We start from the raw sequence: 21,279 nt of genomic DNA, 5'->3' as shown, positions 1-21,279 counted from the left end.
TCGAGTACCCCGAAGGGCCTTTCCGCTCGACTTGCATGTGTTAAGCACGCCGCCAGCGTTCGTCCTGAGCCAGGATCAAACTCTCCAACAAAAACCTGTTGAAAAACTGTCCCAGCAACAAACAAATGTTGCCAAAGGAATCCAAGACCAACCAAACCACAAAGGATTCGGCCAGCCCGGGGTATAAAACAATTGGCACTGGCTTATCAAGCACCCTGTTGAGTTCTCAAAGAACAACCACACACCACACCAGAAACCCCACACCGTGGAGCCCCAGCCTGGGGCATTTCGTTCGCTTGCCCGCCACTCTCGCGCCGGGCACTTTTACTACGTTACCTCACCGTCTCCGCCGTGTCAAACCGTTTGCCCCGGTCTGTCATGCTTCGTACGGGTTGGCTCCCATGAGCGCGCGCAGCGGCGGACCGCTTCGGTTGATCATCGGATTCGGTAGACCGGCCGCTCTGCGGATGCCCGCGAGCTCGCCCGGTTTCCTACCGGCGGTGAACCTTACCCGGTCGGCTCCGCTGCGCCAAATCCGCCTTGCGGCAGATCCGGCGAGCCCCGCCCGGGGCCCCATCGTTGGAGAGTGGTTCCTCCTCCGACCTGGCACCAGCTTGGCGGTTGCTTCTGGACTTTCGCCCCGTTCGCCCCGTTCCGCGCTGGCAGAGAGAAAGTTACGCGTCTGCGGGTTTGAACGTCAAATCGGGGGGTAGCGGCCCCGGTCACACCATTCCCGGCCGGCTATCTTCCCTGGTCAGGGTTCCACTCGGTCGGCCCGCCGGCCCGCCGCCCGCCAGCCGCGTACGCCGAGCACGCCGACGGTGGTGCCGATGGCGAGGGACGCCCCGATCAACAGAGCATGGATCCAGAGGAAACCGGTGGCCGGGAAGTCACCGACCGTGCCGGTGGACCAGGCACGCGGGTCCTGCCAGATGGCGACCGCGAACCTCGGCCAGATCACCCAGGTCCAGACCCCGACCCCGGTAAGGAAGAGCGCCCAGCCACGCGACAACACCATGGGTGCCGAGTATGCCAGCGCCGACGGGATGCCCCTCGTGATCGCGGGCGGGCGGACCCACAGGGTGTGGTCGGCCTCCCCGCTGCCCGGGCCGCCGGCAGATCGCCGGGCTGTTTCCCGGAGCCGCGGGCCGGGCACTGTTCCCGCGACCGGGCAGACCGTCATCGGAGGTGACCCGTGCAACCGTCGACATTCAATCCCTGGGCGTGGCGCGACCCGTCCGCCCTCGCTGGCGGGTACACCGGAACGACCCCCGACGCGACGCCGCCCGACGGTCCGGAGCGCACCGACGACGGACCGGACGCCCCCGGCCCCGGCACCCCGGTCGACCTCGTCGGCTACCGGGTGGAGGCCACCGACGGGCGGATCGGTTCGGTCGACGGGGCCAGCGACGACACCGACGCGCGCTGGCTGGTGGTGGACACCGGGCCGTGGATCTTCGGGCGCAAGGTGCTGCTACCGGCCGGCACGGTGACCCGGGTGGACCATCTCGACCGCACGGTGCACGTGGACCGCACCCGGGACCAGGTGAAGGAGTCGCCGGCCTTCGACCCCGACGCGTACGGCGAGCCGGGCTACCGGGACCGGGTCGGCGACTACTACCGGGAGAGCTACCGGCAGGGTTGAGCGCGGGACCCCGCCGGGGGCGGACGACCGACTACCGTGGGGGCATGGTCCGGCCGGTCAGTTACGCGCCGGAGGTCGTCGACCCGGTCGACGGCCTCCCGCTCGGTGCCGTGACCACCTTTCCCACCAGCTCCGGCGACGGCCGTGAGCGGATGATCGACGTACTTCGTGCCGGTGGACTGCGGTTCCGCGACGGCGCGCGATGGCGGTCGGCGCACTGAGCCGACCCCGACCGACCCGGGTGCAATCCCCGGTCGGCGCGCGCCCGCGCACACCTCGTCCACCACGCACGAAAGGCGTACCACCATGTCCGTCCCACGGATGCTCACCGGGGACCGCCCCACCGGGCGACTGCACCTCGGCCACTACGTCGGCAGCATCGCCAACCGGGTGCGGCTGCACCAGCGCTACGAGAGCTTCTTCATCATCGCCGACCTGCACATGCTCACCACGCGGAACACCCGCGAGGACATCGAGCGGGTCGCGGTCAACGCCCGCGAGATGGTCACCGACATCCTGGCCGCCGGCGTCGACCCGGCACGGGCCACGTTCTACCTCCAGTCAGCCATCCCGGAGGTCGGCGACCTGAACACCCTCTTCCAGAACCTGGTCACGGTGCCCCGGCTGGAACGGGTGCCGTCGCTCAAGGACATGGCCCGCGACGCCGGCAAGGAGGAGATGCCGTACGGGCTGCTCGGCTATCCGGTGCTCCAGGCCGCCGACATCCTCTGCGTGAAGGGGCAGGTCGTCCCGGTCGGCAAGGACAACGCGGCGCACGTGGAGGTGACCCGGGAGATCGCCCGGCGGTTCAACCACCTCTACGGGGAGGTGTTCCCCGTGCCGGAGATGATCGCGTCCGAGACGCCGACGCTGGTCGGCACGGACGGCCGGGCGAAGATGAGCAAGAGCCTCGGCAACGCCATCCCGCTCTCCGCCGACGCGGCGACGGTGCGCCGGGCGGTGATGGGGATGTACACCGACCCGAACCGGGTCCGCGCCGACGTGCCCGGCACCGTCGAGGGAAACCCGGTCTTCGCGTACCACGATGTCTTCAACCCGGACCGCGGCCAGGTCGACGACCTCAAGGAACGCTACCGGGCCGGGCGGGTGGGCGACGTGGAGGTGAAGGAGAAGCTGGCCGTCGCGCTCAACCGCTTCCTGGACCCGATCCGGGAACGCCGGGCGCGGATCGAGGCCGATCCGGGCCTGGTGGAGGAGTTGATCGTCGAGGGCACCGAACGGACCCGCCGGGAGGTGCGGCAGACGCTCGTCGAGGTCCGCCGGGCGATGGGGCTGACCGCCGCGTACACCCGGGTGCGACGCCGGGCCGAGCGGCGCCGCAAGGCCGTGGGCACGCCGGCCTGAGGGTCGTACGCCCAGCCCTCCGGCCCGGAGCCACCGACCGCTCGCGGTTCCGGGCCGGCCTGGCGGCCCTGCGATCCGCCGATCGGGGCGCGTCCCGGCCCCTGCCGGCGCTCGTGGCCTGGTGGGCGCGAGCGGTTGTCGCTAGGTTGCAGCTTCGAGCATCTCCACCGTCTGCGATCGGGGAAGTCGGCAGCGTGTCGCACATCGAGAAGATCACCGGGGACCTCCGGGCGCTGGCGACCGGCGTCGAGCGGGCACAGGCACTGGCGGCCGCCGCCGACAACCAGGCGCAGGAGGTGGCCCTGCGCGCCGCTGGCGCCGGCTTCGCCGCCGTGGCGGCCGGCCTTTCCCGGGTACGCGACGCCATCTCGGGAATCCGGGGCGGCCTGGGCAGCCTCGCCACCACGATCGGCGAGGCCACGAAGGCGACCGCCGCTGTGCCGCAGGAGGCCAGCCCGCACGAGACGATCACAGGGCTGGCACCTGTCCGGAGCGGGATCGACGGCATCCGCGACACCGCCGGCGCCACCATCGCCCAGGTCGGCGAGGCCCGGCAGCTCGTCACGACGATCCTGCACGGCGGTCAGCCCGGGCCGCTGGTGCAGTCGCTGGAGAGCATCAGGCAGGTGCTGACGCTGGTGGTCCAGCGCACCGTCACCGCGAGACAGTCCGTCGAGACGGCGACCGCCGAAGCCCGGCAGTTGGGTTCGGCGGGAAACTGACCGGGGCTGGCGGCAGCACACCGACCAGCCCCACCACGGCCGCGCCGGCCCGCACCGTCCCCGCGCCCGGAGACACCGCACCTGCCGGCCACGGCCCCACGCCCTGGACCAGGCCGGCCACCGGCATCCTGGGCGGCTCACCGACCGGGCCTCGCACCCGGATCCCGGCCAAGGAGAAACCGAACGAACGTCGCGCGCTGGAACTGGAGAACGAGGGCGCCGACAGGGTCGCCGACAAGGGTTACCGGGTACACCAGAACCCGACGAAGCAGGAGGTCGCGGCCGCGGGGCTGGCCACCGGCGATATCGTCGACCTGGAAAAATCACCGGACTACCTGATCGAAGGCCATATCTTCGATTGCTACGCTCCCGCTCCCGGCACCTCGGTCCGAGCCATCGGGAGCGCGGTCACAAGGAAGATCACCGACGCTCAGACGCAACGCGTGGTGCTGAACCTCAAGGACTGGCGCGGGGACCTCACCGCCCTGCAGAAACAGTTCGACGACTGGCCGGTAACGGGATTGAAGGAACTCGTGGCGGTCAGCCGGGACGGCACGATCGTGCAGATCGCACGGCGGAGCTGAAAGGCCTGACACATGTCCGTTACCTATCGACTGACGCTCTCCGGCGATGTTCCGTTGGAGCAGGTGGCCGACATCGCCGCTCCTGGCGCCGCCGAAACACCGACACCGGCCGGTAACCGCCTACTCAGCGCCAATCTCAACGAGGAGTGCGGATTCGTGGTCGGCATCACCTCGGGCAGTCACGGCTACTACGAGGCGGAAGACGACGGCGCATTGTGGGAGTGGGAGCCGTCGACCTATGTCGACGTAACCTTCCACATGCGCAAGGACACCCTGGCCGACAAGGGCAGGCCGCACATGGTGCGGACCGTGGGCCGGATACTCGCGAGCCGGCCCGAGGACGCGGCGCTGGTGCTCAACGACAACTGGCTGATGCTGACCCGGGTGGGTGGCACGATCCGCCGGCACAACGAGGCCGACTGGTACGACGAGGCGTACGACGCCGTCCTGCCGCGCTGACCCTGTCGCCCGATCGGCGCCGCGCCGCTGGGCCTGGATGCGAGCGCGGGCGTCCTACCATCCGATCGTGGCGAACTTCGATACCCCGGCGGCGGTAACGGTGGTATGGCAGCGGCAGGCCGCCTGGTCACGAGCGGCCGGCCAGGCCAAGCGTGCGATCACCCGGGCGCGCCTGACGGTCGCCGCGCTGACCGTGGGCGCCGCCGTTCTCGGCACCCTCGCCAGCCAGCTCGGGCCGGCGCGTCCCGGGGTGGGCCGGGCGTTCGCGATCGTCGCGGCGGCGGCACTGCTCCTGGTGCCGCTCGCGGCCCGGTGGGCGTCCCGGGACGCGGTGCACACGTGGACCCGGCTCCGCTCGGTCTCCGAGGCCCTGAAGGCGGACACCTACCGGTACCTCGCCGGGGTCGCGCCGTTCGGCGGCACGGACCGGGACGTCGTCCTGCTGGGCCGGTTCAACGCCCTCACGGACGACGCCGGCGACCTGGTCGGCCGCACCCTCGGCGCGGTGCCGCCCGCCCGGCCGTTGCCGGCGGTCTCGGACGTGGCGACGTACGTGACGGAACGGCTCCAGCGGCAGGTCGACGTCTACTACCTGCCGGCGGCCCGCCGGACGGCCAAGGCCGCGCAACGGGTCCGGTACGCGACCACGGCGCTCACGGTCGCCGCCGCCCTGCTCTCCGCGACGGTCGGGGTGCTCGGCGACAACCTCGGGCTGACCGCCTGGATCGGTGTCGCGGCGGCCGTGACCACGGCACTGGTCGGCTACGGGTCCGCCCAGCAGTACGAGCACCAGCAGATCGAGTACGCCCGCACCGCCGATCAGCTGACCCGGCTGCGGGTGACCCGCGAGGCGGGGCGGGGCTGGATCGACGACGACGCGTTCGTCGCCGAGGCGGAGCGGATCATCTCGTTGTCCAACGAGGGGTGGATGGCGAAGATGATCGAGCAGGATGGCGCTGTGCAGCAGTGACATCACACGCAGTGCCATATAGCATCGTCGATAGTCGTCATTACCGTCGCCGTGGGTGGGTATCCGTCCACTCCCGACCCAAAATGGGGGAACCGACGTGGATCGCACCGCATTCCAGCCCGATCCGACCCCGCCGCCACTGGACGACATCCGGCGCACCCCGCTCGGTCGGATCCCTCTCGACAGGGCCCGGTCCGTCGCCCGCGTGACCGGCCACAGGGAGGACCGCCCGGCCCGTGTCGATGTCGCGGCCTTCAACTCTGCGATCTGAGCCAGCCGGGCCGGGCGGGCAGCCGACCGGGCGCGTCGCGCCGCTGACCCAGTACGTGCTCAAGCTGGCCAGCCGCTGCGACCTCGCCTGCGACCACTGCTACGTCTACGAACACCCCGACCAGTCCTGGCGGCGCCAGCCCCGGATGATGGCCCCCGCCACCGTGCTGGCCGTCGCGGAGCGGATCGCGGAGCACGCGGCCACGCACGGCCTCGACGCCGTACGGGTGGTCCTGCACGGCGGTGAACCCCTGCTCGCCGGCGCCGCCCGGCTCGACGCCACCGCCACCACCCTGCGGCGCGTCATCAGCCCGGTGACCCGGCTCGACCTGCGGATGCAGTCCAACGGGGTGCTGCTCACCCCGGCGATCTGCGACGTGCTGGTCGCCCGCGACGTGAAGGTGGGGATCTCGCTCGACGGCGACCGGGCCGCCAACGACCGGCACCGTCGCCACGCCAACGGGGCCAGCAGTCACCACCAGGTGTTGCGGGCGCTGGCGTTGCTGCGCAGTCCCGCCTACCGCAGCAGCTACGCCGGCATCCTGTGCACGGTCGACCTCACCAACGACCCGATCCGGGTGTACGAGGCGCTGCTGGCCGAGGAGCCGCCACGCATCGACTTCCTGCTGCCGCACGCCAACTGGGACAGCCCACCCTTCCGCCCCGACGGCCTCGCCACGCCGTACGCCGACTGGCTGCTGGCCGTCCACCGACGCTGGCTGGCCGACGGGCGTCCGGTGCCGATCCGCCTGCTGGAGTCCCTGCTCGCCACCGCGGCCGGGCACGGCAGCCACAGCGAGGCGGTCGGGCTCGGCCCCGCCGACCTGGTCGTCGTCGAGACCGACGGCACGTTCGAGCAGGTCGACTCGCTCAAGTCCGCCTTCGACGGCGCCGCGGCCACCGGGCTGGACGTCTTCCGGCACCGGGTGGACGACGCCGCGGCCCACCCGGCGATCGCCGTCCGGCAGACCGGGCTGGCCGGGCTCTGCGGGACGTGCCGCGCGTGCCCGGTGGTCAGGCACTGCGGCGGCGGGCTCTACGCCCACCGGTACCGCGCCGGCGACGGCTTCGACAATCCGTCCGCCTACTGTGCCGACCTGCTGAAGCTCGTCCGGGTGGTGACGACGGCACCGGCCGCCGAGGAGCCTCCTCGCCCAGCCGATTCGCTCAGCCCTCAGGTCCTCGACGACCTCGCCTCCGGCACGGGCACGGCGGGCTCGGCGGAGCAACTCGCCGACGTGCACCTGGCGCTGGTGCGCGCCCTGCTGGTCGCGCTCAGCGAGCGGGCCGCGAGCGACCCGGTCGCGGCCGAGGGGTGGCGGCTGCTGGTCCACCTGGACGACACCCACCCGGGCGCGGTCCGTGCCGTGCTGGCTCACCCGTTCGTCCGCTGGTGGGCCCGGCGGTGCCGGGACGGGGCGGCCGAGCTGTCCCACCTGGCATGCGTGGCGGCGGCCGCCGCCGTCCGCGCCCGGGTCCGGGCCGACCTGCCCGTCCCGGTCCGCGACGGGGTGGTCAGCCTGCCGACGCTCGGCGCGCTCGCCGTCGGCCCCGAGCGGGGCGTCGTCCGGCTCGTCACCGACGACGGAGAGGTCCGGGTCGGTGTCCGCCGGGTGACCGCCGACGCCGGCCGGGGCAGCGACCCGGCCCGGGAGGACGCCCCGGACGGCTGGCTGCCGGTGCGGCCGGTCCACGGCGACGGCGTCCGGCTTCTGCTGGAGGACACCGATCCGTACCGGGACTGTTACGACCTGCCGGTCGAGCCCCGGTTGTCCGCCGCCGCCGCGCAGCGGTGGGTGCGGCAGTTGGAGCGCGCCGTCCGGCGGATCGACGCCGAGACCGCCGGATACGCGGCGGGGGTGCGCATCCTGCTGCGGGCCGTCGTGCCGCTGCGCACGGAGCCGACCGGCCGGTCCCGCAGTGCCGCCGCCGGCACCGCCTTCGGCGCGGTGGCCGTCACCGCCGTACCCGACGACGCCGCCCTCGCCGTGTTGCTGGTGCACGAGGTGCAGCACCTCAAGCTCAGCGCGGTGCTGGACGTCTGCGACCTGTTCGACCCCGACGACACGCGGACGCTGAGCGTGCCCTGGCGGGAGGAACCCTGCCCGGTGAGGGGCGTGCTGCACGGCGTCTACGCCCACCTGGCGGTCGCCGACGTGTGGCGACACCGGCCCGGTCCCGCCGCCGAGGGCCACCACCGTCGCTACCGGGCCTGGACAGACACGGCCGTCGACGCCCTGCTCGACCTCGACGTCCTGACCGCGGCAGGCGAGCGGTTCGTCCAGGGCATGCGCGCCACGGTGGACGGATGGCCGTGACCGCCGCGCTCCGGCGCGCGGCGCTGGCGGCCGACCTGCGCGCGCTCGGGATGCCGCCGCAGGCCACCGTGCTGGTGCACTGCGCCCTCTCCCGGGTCGGGCGGGTGGCGGGCGGCCCGGCGGGCCTGCTGGCCGCCCTGCGGGACGTGCTGGGCGAGGCGGGCACGGTGGTCGTACCGGCGCAGACGGCCGGCAACTCCACGACGTCGCGGCTGTTCCGGGCGGCGACAGCCGGCCTGACGCCCGCCGAGGTCGCGGCGGCGGAGGCGGCCATCGCGCCCTTCGACCCGGAGCGCAGCCCCGTCCAGGGGATGGGCGTCTTCGCCGAGCACGTACGCCGGCAGCCGGGAGCGTCGCGAAGCCGACACCCGCAGACCTCCTTCGCCGCCCTCGGCCCCGGCGCGGCCGGGCTGACCGCCGTCCACGATCTCGACTGTCACCTCGGCGACCGCTCGCCCCTCGGCGCGCTCTACGCCGCCGACGCCATGGTGCTGCTGCTCGGCGTCGACTGGTCCGTCTGCACCGCGTTCCACCTGGCCGAATACCGCCTGCGTCGGCCGCCCGCCGACCGGGCGTACCGGTGCTACGTGCGCGACGCGGACGGGCGGCGGGTCCGGCGGGACTTCCGGGCCCCGAACCTCGACGACACCGACTTTCCGCTGATCGGCCGGGCCCTCACGGAGGCCGGGCCCGTGCGGGTCGGCCGGGTCGGCAGCGCCGACTGCCGGCTGGTGGGCCTGCGGACGGCCGTCGACTTCGCCCGGGGATGGATGGATGAGCACCGGCCGTAACGGGCGGGGCAGCGGAGGGTGGTCTGCGGTAGATACTGTGGACGGCCGGGAATCGCTGTGCCGGTCGGGAGCCGTAGGTGCCAGAGGAAACATACTGGGAGGACGAGAGCGCCCCCGTGTTCTTCCTCAGCTATGCCCACACGAGGAACCGCGTGCCGGCACCCCCACGGGACACCAACCAGAAGGAGTTCCAGCTCTTCGTCGACCTCTCCGACCACGTCGTCGAGCTGCTCGGCCTGGGCCCGGGGCGCACAGCCGGGTTCATGGACCGGATGCTCGACGGCGGGCAGATGTGGACCGACGACCTCGCCTTCGCCGCCGGCCACTGCCAGGTGTTCATTCCGTTGGTTTCGCCGCAGTACCTCAACAGCGACTGGTGTGCCCGGGAGTGGCACGCCTTCACCCGGCGGCCGGTGCTGATCCGGCCCGGCGCCACCCTGTCCACGCACGACACGCCGGTCGTCCCCATCAACTGGTCGGTGGTGGAGCGCCGGCGGCTGCCCGAGGTCGTGAAGCGGCCGCAGATGTTCACTCCCACCCGGCTGCCCCCGGACATCGCCCCGCAATACCACGAAGAGGGCATCTACGGGCTGCTGAGCCTCGGCAAGAACGGCAAGGACGCCTACGACGCCGTGGTCTGGCGGCTGGCGCAGCGGGTCGCCCGCGCATATCAGACACACTGGGTGCGCCCGCAGGTACCGAGCGACATGCGACAGTTGCCCAAGACGTTCGAGGAGGTCGGACATGACGTGGTCTGACCTCCCGGGAGGCCGGGCCACCGCCCGTCGGGAAACCTACTTCTTCCTCAGCTACGCCCACTCGGTGCCGCTGTCCGCCGCGTCCCGGCCGGACACCGACTACTGGGTCAGCCGGTTCTTCCAGGACCTGACCGCCGCCGTCCGGCGCGGCGCCACGAGGGCCGGCGACCTCGACGCCGGCTTCTTCGACGGCCTGGTCAGTCCCGGGGCGGATCTCCGGCAGACGCTCACCGACGCGCTCAGCCTCGCGCACGTCTTCGTGCCGCTGCACTCACCGAACTACTTCCGCAACGCGTGGGCCCTGGGCGAGCGCGAGTCGTTCCGCAGCCGGCTCACCCGGCTGGCCCCCGCGCTCGCCGAACGGCACCTCCTGCCGGTGCTGTGGCTGCCGCTGCCGTCCTGGGGCGACCGGCCGGAGACGACGCGCGCCCTCGACCTGGTCCGGGACGCCGACGACCGGGCCGACTACGCCGAGAACGGCCTGCGCGCCCTCTGCAAGCTCAGCGCCTACCGCCGGCAGTACGAGAGCGTCCTCGCGGCGCTGGCGGAGCGGATCGTCACGGTGACCGAGACGCAGCCGCTGGCCCGGTCCCGGGCGGTGACCCTGTCCAGCCATCCGGTGCCCGACAGTGTCGGCCCGGCGCTGGTGATCACGGCTCTCACCGACCACGCGCGGTGGCGCCCCTACGCGGGGCAGCACGAGTTGGCCGTGGCCGACTACGTCGCCGCGACCGCCGAGCGGCTCGGCCTGCCCACCCGGATCGTCGACCTGGCGGCGGCCCGGGTCCTGGCCCCGGAGAGCCCCACCGTCGTGCTGGTGGACGCCGCGACCGGTGCCAGCGCCATCCGGGCCGCGCTGGACGGCCTGCCCCGCTGGGTCGTCCCGCTGGTCATCGCCGCCGACCACGAGCGTGGCGAGACGGCCCCCGAGTCGATCTCCGGTACGTTGCAGGACGCCGGGTTTCCCCGGGTCCTGCCCGTGCGGGCGATCGACGAGTTCGAGCGTTGCACGCCGCTGCTGGTGACCGAGGCCCGCAAGCAGTTCCTCCGGCACGGCCCGGTCGACCCGCCGGACGGCCCGGCCACCCCGAAGCCAGAACTGCGGCCGGCCTGGCCGGTCGGCGGAGAACCAGGGTCCGGCACGGGCCGGCCGCCGGTACGGCCTTTCGACACGACGCGAGGGAAGGACGAGCGATGACGCCATCGCGCGAAGGGCAGGTCGTCACCTTCTACTCCTACAAGGGCGGTACGGGCCGCACGATGGCGCTGGCCAACACCGCGTGGATCCTCGCCGCGAACGGCCAGCGGGTGCTCGTCGCCGACTGGGACCTGGAGTCCCCCGGCCTGCACAAGTTCTACGCGCCGTTCCTCGACGCGGAGCAGGTCGCCACCACCGGCGGCGTGATGGACCTGATCCTGGACTACGAGTGGGAGAACGCCCGCCGGCGCAAGGAGGCCGACGCCGAGACCCGCCCCGGCGACTGGCACCGGGAGTACGCGCGGGTCCACCGCTACGCGTTCTCGGTGGGCTGGGAGTTCCCCGGCGGCGGCAGCCTCGACCTGCTCCTGGCCGGCCGGCACAATCCCGACTACGCGACCAGCGTGACCGGCCTCAACTGGGACAACTTCTACAACCGGCTCGGCGGCGCGCAGTACTTCGACGCGTTGCGCGAGGACATGAAGCGGCACTACGACTACGCCCTCATCGACAGCCGCACCGGCATCAGCGACGTGGCCGAGATCTGCACCATCCACCTGCCCGACGTCCTGGTCGACTGCTTCACCCTCAGTGACCAGGGCATCGACGGGGCAGCGGCGGTGGCCGCCCGGGTCCGGGACTACGAGGGACGCCGGGCGCGCCGGGTGCTACCCGTGCCGATGCGGGTCGACGACGGGGAGAAGAGCAAGCGGGACGCCGGCCGGTCCCTGGCCATGCAGCGGTTCGCCGGCCTGCCGGGGGGCATGACCGACAGCGAGCGGCAGGCCTACTGGCTCACCGTCGAGGTGCCCTACCGTGCGTACTACGCCTACGAGGAGACGCTGGCGACCTTCGGCGACGAGCCGGGCGGGCGGACCACCCTGCTCTCCGCCTACGAGACGTTGACCAGCCACATCACCAACGGCAGGATCACCAGCCTGCCCCGGATCGAAGACCAGTTGCGCCGCCGGACGGTGCAGCGGTTCGAGCGCAAGCCGGCGGTCGTGGACGAGCTGATCGTGCTGCGGCACGTACCCGAGGACCAGATCTGGGCGGAGTGGGCGCAGTCCGTGCTGAACTCCGCCGACCTGCGGGTGGTGACCGCCGCCCTCGACGGGCCGGCACCCGAACCGGCGGGCACGGCCTTCCGCGAGGTCCGGCTGGTCTCCCGGGCCTACCTGGCGGCCCAGCGGGCTCGCCGCGATCCCGAGGGCTACCGCACCACGCCTGCCTGGCTGGCCGTGCACGTCGACGACACCCCGCCCGTGCCGGACGTCCCCGTCGGCAGTTGGACGGCAGTGCACGACCTCACGGCCGAGGAGGCGGCAACCCACCTGCTGAAGCTGGTCGGTCGGACGGCGGGCGCGGCCGGGCTGCGCCCCGCCCGTTTTCCGGGGGTGCGCGCCGCGGTCTTCAACGCGCCGGCCCGCAACGCCCGCTTCACCGGGCGCGAGGACCTGCTGCGCCGGCTCCGGGAGGAGCTGAAGGCCGCGGGCGGTGGGACGCCGGTCGCGCTGCGGGGCGGCCCCGGCCTCGGCAAGACGCAGCTCGCCATCGAGTACGCCCACCGGTTCCGGGGCGCGTACGACATCATCTGGTGGGTCGCCGCCGACCCGCCGCAGTTCGTCGACGTGCGGATGGTGGAGCTCAGCGAGGAGTTGGGCCTGCCCCAGACCACGATCCCGGAGACCAACCGGGCCCTGCGGCAGCGCCTGAGCCAGACCGAGCGCCGCGCCGACGGCAGCCCACCGCCGCACTGGTTGCTCATCTTCGACAACGCCGACCTGTACGAGGACGTCCGGCCCTACCTGCCGCAGGGCAACGGGCACGTGCTGGTCACCACCCGGAACCCCGACTGGGGCGACCTGGCGCGGGCGGTGGACGTCGACGAGTTCGACCGGGCGGAGAGTGTGGCGCACCTGCGCGCCCGCCTGGGCGAGCACCTGATGAGCGTGGCCGAGGCCGAGCAGGTCGCCGACGCGGTGGAGAACGTGCCGATCTTCGTCGCGACGGTCGGGGCATGGCTCGCCGACACCCGCACGCCGGTCGACGAATATCTGGCCGGGCTGCGCCGCACCGGCCTGGAGACGGAGGTCTGGGACCTCCCGCTGCAACGGCTGCGGGAGGGTTCCCCGGGGGCGTACCGTCTCCTGCAGCTCGCGTCGGTGCTCGCCCCGGAGATCTCCCTCGACCTGCTCTACAGCGATCAGGTGACGCGGGTCATCGCCCCGCACGACCCGGTGGTCGCCGCGCGGGTCGCCGACCGGGTGTCCGAACGCGACATCGCGGCGACGCTGGTGCAGCGGATGAACAAGCTCGCGCTCATCAAGCTGGATCCGCACGCCCACCGGGTGCAGGTGCACCGGCTGTTGCAGACCGCACTGCGCGCCCGGATGACCGACGACGAGTTGGCCAGGGCCAAGCACGAGGTGCACCAGATCCTCGCCGGATCGCGACCGCCGGGTGAGGTGGAGGACCCGACGAACCGGCAGCGGTTCCGGATGCTCTGGCCTCACCTCGACGGCTCCGACGCGATCTCCTGCCGGGACGACGACGTCCGGCAGCTGGTCATCGACCGCGTCCGCTACATCTACGTCAACGGCGGCTACGAGCAGGGTGAACGGTACGCGCGGGAGACCGAGGCCGTCTGGTCGGCGCTGCTGGCCGAGTTGCCGGCGGACGGGCCGGCGCACCGCAAGCTGCGCGTCCAACTGCTGCACCTGCGGTTCAACTGGGCGAACGTGCTGCGCAGCCTCGGTCGGTTCGAGGAGGCCCACCGGCTCGACGAGGACACCCTGCGCCAGCAGGAGGAGTTGATCGGCGAGAGCCACCCCCACACGCTGATGACCGCCGGTGGTTACGGAGCGGACCTGTGCACCCTGGGCCGGTACCAGGAGGCTCTGGAGCGTTGCCTGCGGACGTACGCCGCGTCGGTCGAGGTCTTCGGCGAGGATCACCGCCGCACCCTGAACGCGGCGAACAACCTCGCCGCTTCCTACCGGCTGATGGGCATGTTCGACCGGGCTCTCGACGGTGACCAGACCACCAACCGCCGGCTGCGGGTCGTCCTCGGGCCGGAGCACCCGAACACCCTGGTGTCGGCCAACAACCTCGCGCGCGACCTGCGGGAGACCGGCGACTACGAGGGTTCCGTGGCGCTGTTGCGGGAGGTGGTGACAGGCTACCGGAACCTCTTCGGCGACTACTCCCGCGCCGTGCTCACCGCCCAGGCCAACCTGGCCGTGTCGCTGCGCAGCACCGGGGAGATCGCCGAGGCCGCCCAACTGCTCGACGAGACCTATCAGCGGCTGCTGGCCACCCTCGGGCCGGACAACCCGGACACGCTGTTCAGCCGGCTCAGCCGGACGGCCAACATGATGTTGCAGGGGCAGAACGCGCAGGCCCTGACGGAGCTGGGCGAGGTGGAGCAGCAGTTCGTCCGGGTGTTCGGCCCCGACCACCCGTACTCGCTGGTCTGCCGGATCAACCTGGGCGTGGCGCAGTGGGATGCCGGTGACCAGAGCACCAGCCGGTCGCTCACCGAGGCGACGACCGAGGCGATGTTCGCCACGCTCGGCGACCGGCACCCGTTCACCATGGCGGCGGCCAACAACGTCGCGGTCTTCACCATTCTCGCCGGAGAGCCGGAGCGGGGGCGCGACCGGCTGTTGGCCGTGGTGGAGCAGCTCACGGGGGTGCTCGGGCCCGAGCACCCCGACACGCTGCGGGCCCGGGGCAACCTGGAGACCGCCAACCAGGCGTTGTCCGGCGGGCGCGTGAGCATCGGTCGGATGCGGATCGCCGACCGGCTCGCAAACCGGGTCGGGCAGCACCACCCCAGTGTCGTGGTGCTACGCGACGGGCGGTACGTGCGCCGGGTGCTCGACCCGCACCCCTACTGACCGGGCCGCGCGCCGATCAGCAGGTCGGCGCTCAGCGCGGGGTCGGGGTCGATGAGCCAGCGCAGGATGCGCGGCAGCTCCTCGACCGCGTCGAAGTGCGCCGCTCCGGGCCGGACCTCCATCTCGGCGCCGGGAATCTGCGCGGCCAGCCAGCGGCCGTGGCTGACCGGGGTGAAGTTGTCGTCAGCGCCGTGCCACAACCGGACCGGCGTCGCCAGGGTGTCGATCGCCCCGAGGTCGAACGCCCAGTGGCGGCGCAACGCCAGCACGTCGTCGATCCAGCCGTACGGGCCGGAGCGGAGCGCCTCCTCGTAGGTGTCGGTGAGGAGCCGGCGCAGGGCCGGGTCGTTGACCGCCCGGCGGTCCGCCGTGCTCATCTCCGTCTTCAGGTCCGCGAGGAGGAGCCGTGGGTCCGCAGCCGCCCGCTCGGCACGCTGGCGGATCTCATCGACCACGGCCGTGGTGTCGGGGCTCCCCACCCCGAACCCTCGGACGTTGCCGTCGTTCATGCCCCCGACCCAGTCCAACTCGATCGCGTTCCAGGGGGCGAGACTGACCAGAACCGCCACCCGGGTCACCCGCCCGCGCAGCCGGTCGTCGGCCGCACAGGCGAGGGCGTGCGGGCCGCCGCCGGAGCGCCCGACGACGGCGAACCGTTCCACGCCCAGGTGGTCGGCGATCGCCTCCACGTCGCGGGCGGCGTCGGCGACGTCCCGGTCCTCACGGCGGTCGGAGTCCCCGTAGCCGGGACGGTCGTAGGCGATCAGCCGGACGCCCATGCGGTAGAGCACGATGCCGCGAGGCTTCGGGCCCCGGCGGCTGCCGGGCGTGCCGTGGAGCAGGAAGACGGGGAAGCCGTCGGGCGCGCCGGTCACCTCGTACGCCACGCGTCTGCTGTCCTCGCGTTCGGCGAAGTCGGCCTCTGGCTCGCCTTCTCGGAACACTCCGTCCCGCCCTTCGGTGCCGCAACCAGCAAATACTCGCAATATCGCATCGAATGAAGACGATGCCTGACGGCTCCACTCAGCAATCGAGCCTAATGGTCAAGCCCGCCACGCCGCTATGCCGAGCACGAACAAGAGGCCGGATCTGTCTGAAACGACACCTACCGGCCACCTCGGCTGGAACTTCCGGCCGATCGGTCTCGCCGGGATGTCAGGGGCGCGCCGGGCCGGGCGTGTCGCCGCTCAGCGCATCGAGAGCCTCGTCGAGCCGGGGCTTCCGGCCGTCGGCGAAGCCGTCCAGGAACTCACCGCCGGGCGGGGCCCAGAACCGGGTACGCGGCTCGTCCCGCCAGTCGCAGGCGATCTCGCAGCACCACGAGTGGAGGTACGTCCGCTGGTCCTCCTGACCACGGTGAAACAGCGGGTCTCCGACGATCGGGAAGCCGAGCCACGCGAGGTGGACGCGGATCTGGTGGCGCCGACCGGTGACCGGCTTGAGCACCAACAGCGTACGGTCGCCGCTGACCAGCGCGGTCGCGAAGTCGGTACGTGACTCGTACGACGGCTTGGACCGGTCGATCGCCGACTCCGGCAACTCGAAGCGGCGGCGGTCGGCGTCGTAGCGGATGGCCTGGCGGTCACCCGCGATCCGGATGGTGCCCTTGCGACCCGGCCGGAGCGGCAGGTCGATGGTGCCCCGGTCGGGGAACGACGCCCCCCCGACCCAGGCCAGATACCGCTTGTCGGCACCCCGGCTGGCGAACTGCCGGGTCAGCGACGCGTGCGCCGACGGCGTCCTGGCCAGCAACAGCAGCCCCGAGGTGACCTTGTCGATGCGATGCACCCAGTGCACCGGCTCGCCGGCGGCGGCAGCCAGCTCGGTCAGGGACTCCGCGTGCCGCTCGCCCATCACGGAGATGCCCGGCGGCTTGTCGAGCACGAGAAGCTGGTCGTCCTCGTAGACGGGCTCCCGCCGAAGTGCCGACCAGGTGAAGGTGGTCATGGTCGCCTCGGCTCTCGACTGTCCTGCGTTGCTCCGTGTCACCGGCGGCCGCATCCGCAGCGGTGCCGCGCGGGGAGAGGGTCTAAGCGCCCGGGGGCCGGCAGGCGAAGGATACCAACCACGAGCGCCGTGACCTCCCGCCGGGCGACGTCCGCCCGGTCGCCGGATCACATGTCCGGAGCCGCCGTCGACCTACCGAAACGCGGCGCGGGCACTCGGCCGCCTCAGCCGAACCGCCAGCGGGTGGCGCTGAAGCCGGACTCCTTGTCCATGCCGATCACCTTGCGGGGAGTCACCTCGTAGACGATGTACGGCGACGGACCGATCCCGTCACCGTCGATCCCGCCGTCGACCACGGTCACCTCCCAGCCGTACTTGTTCCCGTAGCCGTCGGTGACCCGCTTCAGGGTGGCCGGGTCGGTGACCTGGGATGCCGTGCCCTCGATCGACAGATCGAGGTCGGGCCCGCCGACGGTGAGGACGCAGTTCGGGTTGGCGGCCAGGTTGTCGACCTTGTGTGCCGACTTGCTGGAGCAGAAGTACATGGCGTCGTCCAGCCACACCGCCAGCAACGGCACGGCGTGCGGCCTGCCGTCCGGGCGGACGGTGGACAGGAAGAACTCTCCCGCCTCCGCCAACCGGTCTCGCGCCTGCGACCAGGGCATCGGCTTCGATCCCTCGCTGGCAAAGGACGGTTCCGCGACCGGCTCCCGGTCAACCATGGATTCCCCTCCGACCGACGACATCAGTTACGTGATGCGGACAGCACGGAGAGTATCCCAGTGTCAGGCTTCCGTGTGGTCGGCTCTGGCGTGCCGGCCGCGTGGGCGGGCGCCGCCGCCTGGTGTTCCGCGTGCCGGGCCGCCCGCTCCGCGATCAGCCGCCCGAACAGCCCGTTGGGCCGGCCGCAGTCACCCCGCTCGACCGTATGGTCAGTTCGTCGCCTGCGCCACGCACCCTTCCGCGGGAGAGGTGCCGCACAGCCTGCTCCGGAACGGACGGGCGAATGACCAGGCGGGGTAGGGTGTCGCTTGGCGCTGGTTCGCCCGGTCGTGATCGGTCGGGCGTCGTAAGAGGGAACCCGGTGGGAGTCCGGGGCTGCCCCGCAGCGGTGAGTGGGAACGACCGCCGTCACCGGCACTGGACCGCGAGGTCCGGGAAGCGACGGCCAGTAGGAGACCGGCACCACCGGTCGCGCCCGCGAGTCCGAAGACCTGCCCGCGCCGCGCACACGGGGTGTGTGCGCTGCCGTCGACCTCGCGGGTGGGTCGGGCGGGCGACGCGCCAGGCGGCGTGTCCTCGACGTGCGCGCCGGCGGGTTCGTGGCGTGCTTCCCGAGGACGGACGGACCACGATGTACGACACCACCACGCTCGCCGGCCGGCCACCGGCGGCCTCGCACCTGACCCTGTCGCAGATCATGGACCAGCACCACACCAACCTGATGGGCACGGTCCACGGAGGCCGGATCCTCAACCTCATCGACTCCGTCGCCGGCGTGGTCGCCGCCCGGCACTCCGACGGGCCGGCGGTCACCGCCGCCATCGACGAGACCGCCTTTCTCCGCGCTGTGCGGGTCGGCGACGTCGTCCACGTCGACGCCCGGATCACCTGGGCCGGGCGTAGCTCCATGGAGGTGGCCGTGAAGGTGACCGCCGACCGGTGGGACCGGGCGGTGCCTCCCACCGACGTGGCCACCGCGCATCTGGTCATGGTCGCCGTCGACGACGACGGCCAGCCGCGTACGGTGCCGCCGCTGCTGCCGCAGACCGACGGCGACCGGCGCCGGTACCGCGAGGCGGAGATCCGCCGCGAGCACCGGCTGGCGCTGCGGCGGGCCCTGCTCGACGGCGGCGTCCGGGGCTGAACTCCGTTACCGGCCGGTCACCGCCGGTCTCCACCATCCGGGCCTGTCCGCCTATGCTGCAAAGCTCTGGCAATTGCACGCTAGGAGCAGCTGTGCGGATCGAGTCCGGCACCCCACGACCCATCACCCGGTACGGCACGCCGGTGCTGCACCGCCGCTGCGCGGAGGTGACCGTCTTCGACGACGCCCTCGCCCAACTCGTCGCCGACATGTTCGCCAGCATGTACGCCGCCCACGGCGTCGGCCTGGCCGCCAACCAGATCGGCGTCGACGCCCGGATCTTCGTCGTCGACTGCCCCGACGCCACCGGCACCCACACCGTCGCCCATGTGATCAACCCGGTGCTGCACCTGCCCGAGCACCGGGAACTCGTGGTCGACTTCGAGGGATGCCTGTCCGTCCCGGGCCAACAAGCCGACCTGGCCCGGGCCGGCACCGCCGCCGTCACCGGAGTCGACATGCACGGCGAGCCGCTCCGCCTGGACGGCACCGGCGTCCTCGCCCGCTGCTTCCAGCACGAGGTCGACCACCTCGACGGCCTCGCCTACGTCGACCGGCTCCCCGTCAAGCAGCGCAAACAGATCCTCGCCGCCAGCGCCGAGCACCCCGGCGTCGGTGTCGGGGCACGCGGGAACTGACCGATGCCGGTCCCTGCCGGCCCGCGCCGCGGAGTCCGGTGCGGGCGGGCCGCGTCAGACGGTTACCGGGCCGAGGTGCGCCAGTGCCGCACGCACCCAGCTCAGCTCCACCGCGGCCCGCAACACCCTGCGGGCCGCGGTGGTCGCCGCGGCCTCTACCTCAACCCACCGGCTGGCTCACACCCCCAGCGAACCAACGCGGCGCTGCACTAGCCGCAGTAGGCGTTGACGATGCCCTCGGTCGGGTTGCTGGCGCCGACCTGGCCCGCGAAGTTGATGCAGCGACCACGTCCATAGACGCTGACCGGGCCGGCGTAGTACTTGAAGTTGCCCTTGTCGACATCGCTCTGGTTGCCGGAGCCGATGCTGACGTAGATGTACTGGCTGACCCCGGGATTGTTGGTGTGGGTCATCGCGCAGTTGTACCCGGTCGACGAGTTGTAGTAGACCGAGATGTAGCCCCCACGAATCTGCCAGTTGCCGAGCAGGCCACCAGAGCAGGTGGCGGCGGCGGCCGGGCTGGCGGTGCCGACGAGCAGACCGGCGCCGACGGCGGCGACGCCAGCCAGGCTGGTCAGCTTCCGCTTGAGTGTGTTGCGCATGCTTATTCCTCCCCATAAGACCGACAACGATCTTGGATCGTAATCGATCACCCGGTCGGTCCATTCGCCTCAGCGAACGCAGGCCGGGCGGTGCCTTCTGGCTCATGAGGCGGGAAGATCATGCGGCAGATGCCGCCGGGCCGGGTAGCGATGACGCGACGGCACGGGCCTCCGCGCCAGTCAGCCGACTCGAACACAGTCCCTACCTGCACGCTGTGTCGCATCGATCGTCTCCGGCGGCCACACCAGCCTGCTGCTCCTCGGTGACCTCGATTCACGGGACAAGGATGATCTTGCCTCGCGTGCGGCCGGCCTCGGCGTCCCGATGCACCGACGCCAGGTCGGCGAGCGGACGGGACGCCGCGACGTCGACGCGGACTGCGCCGGCGTCGACGAGTTCCACCAGTGCGGCGAGCTGGGTGGTGTCATTGCGCGCCACGAAGCGCACCGCCGTGACCGGGGTGCCGGGGGCCGGTTCGACCGGGATGGTGGCGGAGACGAGGACGCCGCCCGGCCGCACCAACGGCACCAGGGCAGCGGCCCGCTGCGGGCTGATCGCGACGAGGTTAAGCACGATGTCGACCGGCTCGTCCAGCGCATCGCCGACGGGTGCGGCCGTGTAGTCGATGGTCCGGTCGGCCCCGAGCTGGCGGACCACGGCTGCGCTGCGCGGACTGGCCGTGGCGATGACCTTCGCACCGGCGTGCCTGGCGAGCTGGACGGCGAACCCGCCGATGCCGCCACCCGCGCCGTTGACGAGCACCCGCTGCCCGGGCGTCACGCGGGCGTGCTCGAACACCGCCTGCCAGGCGGTCAGGCCAGCAAGAGGGATGGCGGCGGCCTCGGCGAGGGGAATGGCGGTGGGTGCCGGAACAAGGCTGTCGGCCGGGGCGGCGACGTACTCGGCCGCGGTCCCGCCGCCGTCGATCCGCCCGATGACCCGGTCGCCGACGGCGAGAGTACGCACGTTCTCGCCGATCTCGACCACGGTGCCGGCGACATCCCAGCCGAGCGTGTGGGGCAGGTCCAGCGGAAACATCGAGTGCAGCAGTCCGGAGCGCAGCGCGATCTCGGTCGGGTTGAACGAGGTGGCCGCGACCTGGAGCAGCACCTGGCCCGGCCCGGGTGCGGGGCGGGGGACCTCTTCGTACCGGATGACGGACGCGTCGCCGTACCCGTGGATTCTCGCGGCTCTCATGGCTCGAACCTATGGGGGCGGCAAGGGACGGACCATGCGCACGGA

General features: G+C 72.0%; 20 protein-coding genes, 1 rRNA gene and 1 riboswitch. Of the genes, 14 read left to right on the top strand and 7 right to left on the bottom strand.

Going from position 1 to position 21,279, the window contains the following annotated elements; translation table 11 throughout:
- Both ABZ809_RS03640 and ABZ809_RS03635 read right to left on the bottom strand, forming a co-directional pair.
- Positions 1-91: ribosomal RNA gene (locus ABZ809_RS03640) — 16S ribosomal RNA — on the bottom strand; the annotation flags it as partial.
- 663 nt (positions 92-754) lie between these two features.
- Positions 755-1,018, bottom strand: coding sequence for a hypothetical protein (locus ABZ809_RS03635; RefSeq protein ID WP_357560787.1), 264 nt, complete (start codon positions 1,016-1,018; stop codon positions 755-757).
- Positions 1,019-1,195: 177 nt separating this feature from the next.
- Here ABZ809_RS03635 and ABZ809_RS03630 point away from each other — a divergent pair, with 177 nt between their 5' ends.
- The 12 genes from ABZ809_RS03630 to fxsT all read left to right on the top strand — a co-directional run bounded on the left by ABZ809_RS03630 (position 1,196) and on the right by fxsT (position 14,982).
- Positions 1,196-1,645 (top strand): PRC-barrel domain-containing protein, encoded by a 450-nt coding sequence (locus ABZ809_RS03630; RefSeq protein WP_357560786.1) that lies wholly within the window; start codon positions 1,196-1,198, stop codon positions 1,643-1,645.
- Between the two features lie 44 nt (positions 1,646-1,689).
- Positions 1,690-1,866, top strand: a complete 177-nt coding sequence (locus tag ABZ809_RS03625; RefSeq protein ID WP_357560785.1) for a hypothetical protein — start codon at positions 1,690-1,692, stop codon at positions 1,864-1,866.
- A gap of 85 nt (positions 1,867-1,951) precedes the next feature.
- Entirely contained in the window at positions 1,952-3,010 is a 1,059-nt protein-coding gene (gene trpS, locus ABZ809_RS03620) for a tryptophan--tRNA ligase (RefSeq protein ID WP_357560784.1), read from the top strand.
- Positions 3,011-3,204: 194 nt separating this feature from the next.
- Positions 3,205-3,732: a DUF6244 family protein gene (locus ABZ809_RS03615; protein WP_357560783.1), complete on the top strand. Its 528-nt coding sequence runs from the start codon at positions 3,205-3,207 to the stop codon at positions 3,730-3,732.
- 197 nt (positions 3,733-3,929) lie between these two features.
- On the top strand, positions 3,930-4,316 hold the full coding sequence (locus tag ABZ809_RS03610; RefSeq protein WP_357560829.1) for a hypothetical protein: 387 nt from the start codon (positions 3,930-3,932) through the stop codon (positions 4,314-4,316).
- A gap of 12 nt (positions 4,317-4,328) precedes the next feature.
- Entirely contained in the window at positions 4,329-4,775 is a 447-nt protein-coding gene (locus ABZ809_RS03605; protein WP_357560782.1) for a SitI3 family protein, read from the top strand.
- A gap of 67 nt (positions 4,776-4,842) precedes the next feature.
- On the top strand, positions 4,843-5,745 hold the full coding sequence (locus tag ABZ809_RS03600) for a DUF4231 domain-containing protein (protein WP_357560781.1): 903 nt from the start codon (positions 4,843-4,845) through the stop codon (positions 5,743-5,745).
- Between the two features lie 242 nt (positions 5,746-5,987).
- The gene (locus ABZ809_RS03595; protein ID WP_357560780.1) at positions 5,988-8,333 is read left to right on the top strand and encodes an FxsB family cyclophane-forming radical SAM/SPASM peptide maturase; all 2,346 of its coding nucleotides are present in this window, start codon (positions 5,988-5,990) and stop codon (positions 8,331-8,333) included.
- A complete protein-coding gene (locus ABZ809_RS03590; protein ID WP_357560779.1) occupies positions 8,324-9,124 on the top strand; it encodes an AAC(3) family N-acetyltransferase in 801 nt (266 codons plus the stop codon). The genes ABZ809_RS03595 and ABZ809_RS03590 overlap by 10 nt, the downstream gene beginning before the upstream one ends.
- A gap of 77 nt (positions 9,125-9,201) precedes the next feature.
- Positions 9,202-9,882: a TIR-like protein FxsC gene (locus ABZ809_RS03585; protein WP_357560778.1), complete on the top strand. Its 681-nt coding sequence runs from the start codon at positions 9,202-9,204 to the stop codon at positions 9,880-9,882.
- On the top strand, positions 9,869-11,080 hold the full coding sequence (locus ABZ809_RS03580; RefSeq protein WP_357560777.1) for a TIR-like protein FxsC: 1,212 nt from the start codon (positions 9,869-9,871) through the stop codon (positions 11,078-11,080). The genes ABZ809_RS03585 and ABZ809_RS03580 overlap by 14 nt, the downstream gene beginning before the upstream one ends.
- On the top strand, positions 11,077-14,982 hold the full coding sequence (gene fxsT, locus ABZ809_RS03575; protein WP_357560776.1) for an FxSxx-COOH system tetratricopeptide repeat protein: 3,906 nt from the start codon (positions 11,077-11,079) through the stop codon (positions 14,980-14,982). Before ABZ809_RS03580 ends, fxsT begins: the two co-directional genes overlap by 4 nt.
- Here the strand turns inward: fxsT and ABZ809_RS03570 are convergent.
- The 3 genes from ABZ809_RS03570 to ABZ809_RS03560 form a co-directional block, all read right to left on the bottom strand.
- On the bottom strand, positions 14,976-15,926 hold the full coding sequence (locus ABZ809_RS03570) for an alpha/beta fold hydrolase (RefSeq protein WP_357560775.1): 951 nt from the start codon (positions 15,924-15,926) through the stop codon (positions 14,976-14,978). The genes fxsT and ABZ809_RS03570 overlap by 7 nt on opposite strands.
- Before the next feature lie 211 nt (positions 15,927-16,137).
- On the bottom strand, positions 16,138-16,929 hold the full coding sequence (locus ABZ809_RS03565) for an RNA pseudouridine synthase (protein WP_357560774.1): 792 nt from the start codon (positions 16,927-16,929) through the stop codon (positions 16,138-16,140).
- 224 nt (positions 16,930-17,153) lie between these two features.
- Positions 17,154-17,594 (bottom strand): pyridoxamine 5'-phosphate oxidase family protein, encoded by a 441-nt coding sequence (locus ABZ809_RS03560; protein ID WP_357560773.1) that lies wholly within the window; start codon positions 17,592-17,594, stop codon positions 17,154-17,156.
- Between the two features lie 356 nt (positions 17,595-17,950).
- A riboswitch (cobalamin riboswitch) is annotated at positions 17,951-18,166 on the top strand.
- Positions 18,167-18,283: 117 nt separating this feature from the next.
- Between ABZ809_RS03560 and ABZ809_RS03555 the strand changes: the two genes are divergently transcribed.
- Together ABZ809_RS03555 and def are read left to right on the top strand one after the other, a co-directional pair.
- The gene (locus tag ABZ809_RS03555; RefSeq protein WP_357560828.1) at positions 18,284-18,796 is read left to right on the top strand and encodes an acyl-CoA thioesterase; all 513 of its coding nucleotides are present in this window, start codon (positions 18,284-18,286) and stop codon (positions 18,794-18,796) included.
- A gap of 92 nt (positions 18,797-18,888) precedes the next feature.
- Positions 18,889-19,434 (top strand): peptide deformylase, encoded by a 546-nt coding sequence (gene def, locus ABZ809_RS03550; protein ID WP_357560772.1) that lies wholly within the window; start codon positions 18,889-18,891, stop codon positions 19,432-19,434.
- 209 nt (positions 19,435-19,643) lie between these two features.
- Here def and ABZ809_RS03545 read toward each other — a convergent pair whose 3' ends face one another.
- Together ABZ809_RS03545 and ABZ809_RS03540 are read right to left on the bottom strand one after the other, a co-directional pair.
- Positions 19,644-20,036: a hypothetical protein gene (locus ABZ809_RS03545; protein ID WP_357560771.1), complete on the bottom strand. Its 393-nt coding sequence runs from the start codon at positions 20,034-20,036 to the stop codon at positions 19,644-19,646.
- A gap of 274 nt (positions 20,037-20,310) precedes the next feature.
- On the bottom strand, positions 20,311-21,234 hold the full coding sequence (locus ABZ809_RS03540) for an NADP-dependent oxidoreductase (RefSeq protein ID WP_357560770.1): 924 nt from the start codon (positions 21,232-21,234) through the stop codon (positions 20,311-20,313).
- Between the last annotated feature and the right edge of the window lie 45 nt (positions 21,235-21,279).

Source organism: Micromonospora sp. NPDC047074 (genome assembly GCF_040643815.1).
Classification (GTDB): domain Bacteria; phylum Actinomycetota; class Actinomycetes; order Mycobacteriales; family Micromonosporaceae; genus Micromonospora.
This window is presented reverse-complemented; position numbering and strand designations above follow the sequence as displayed.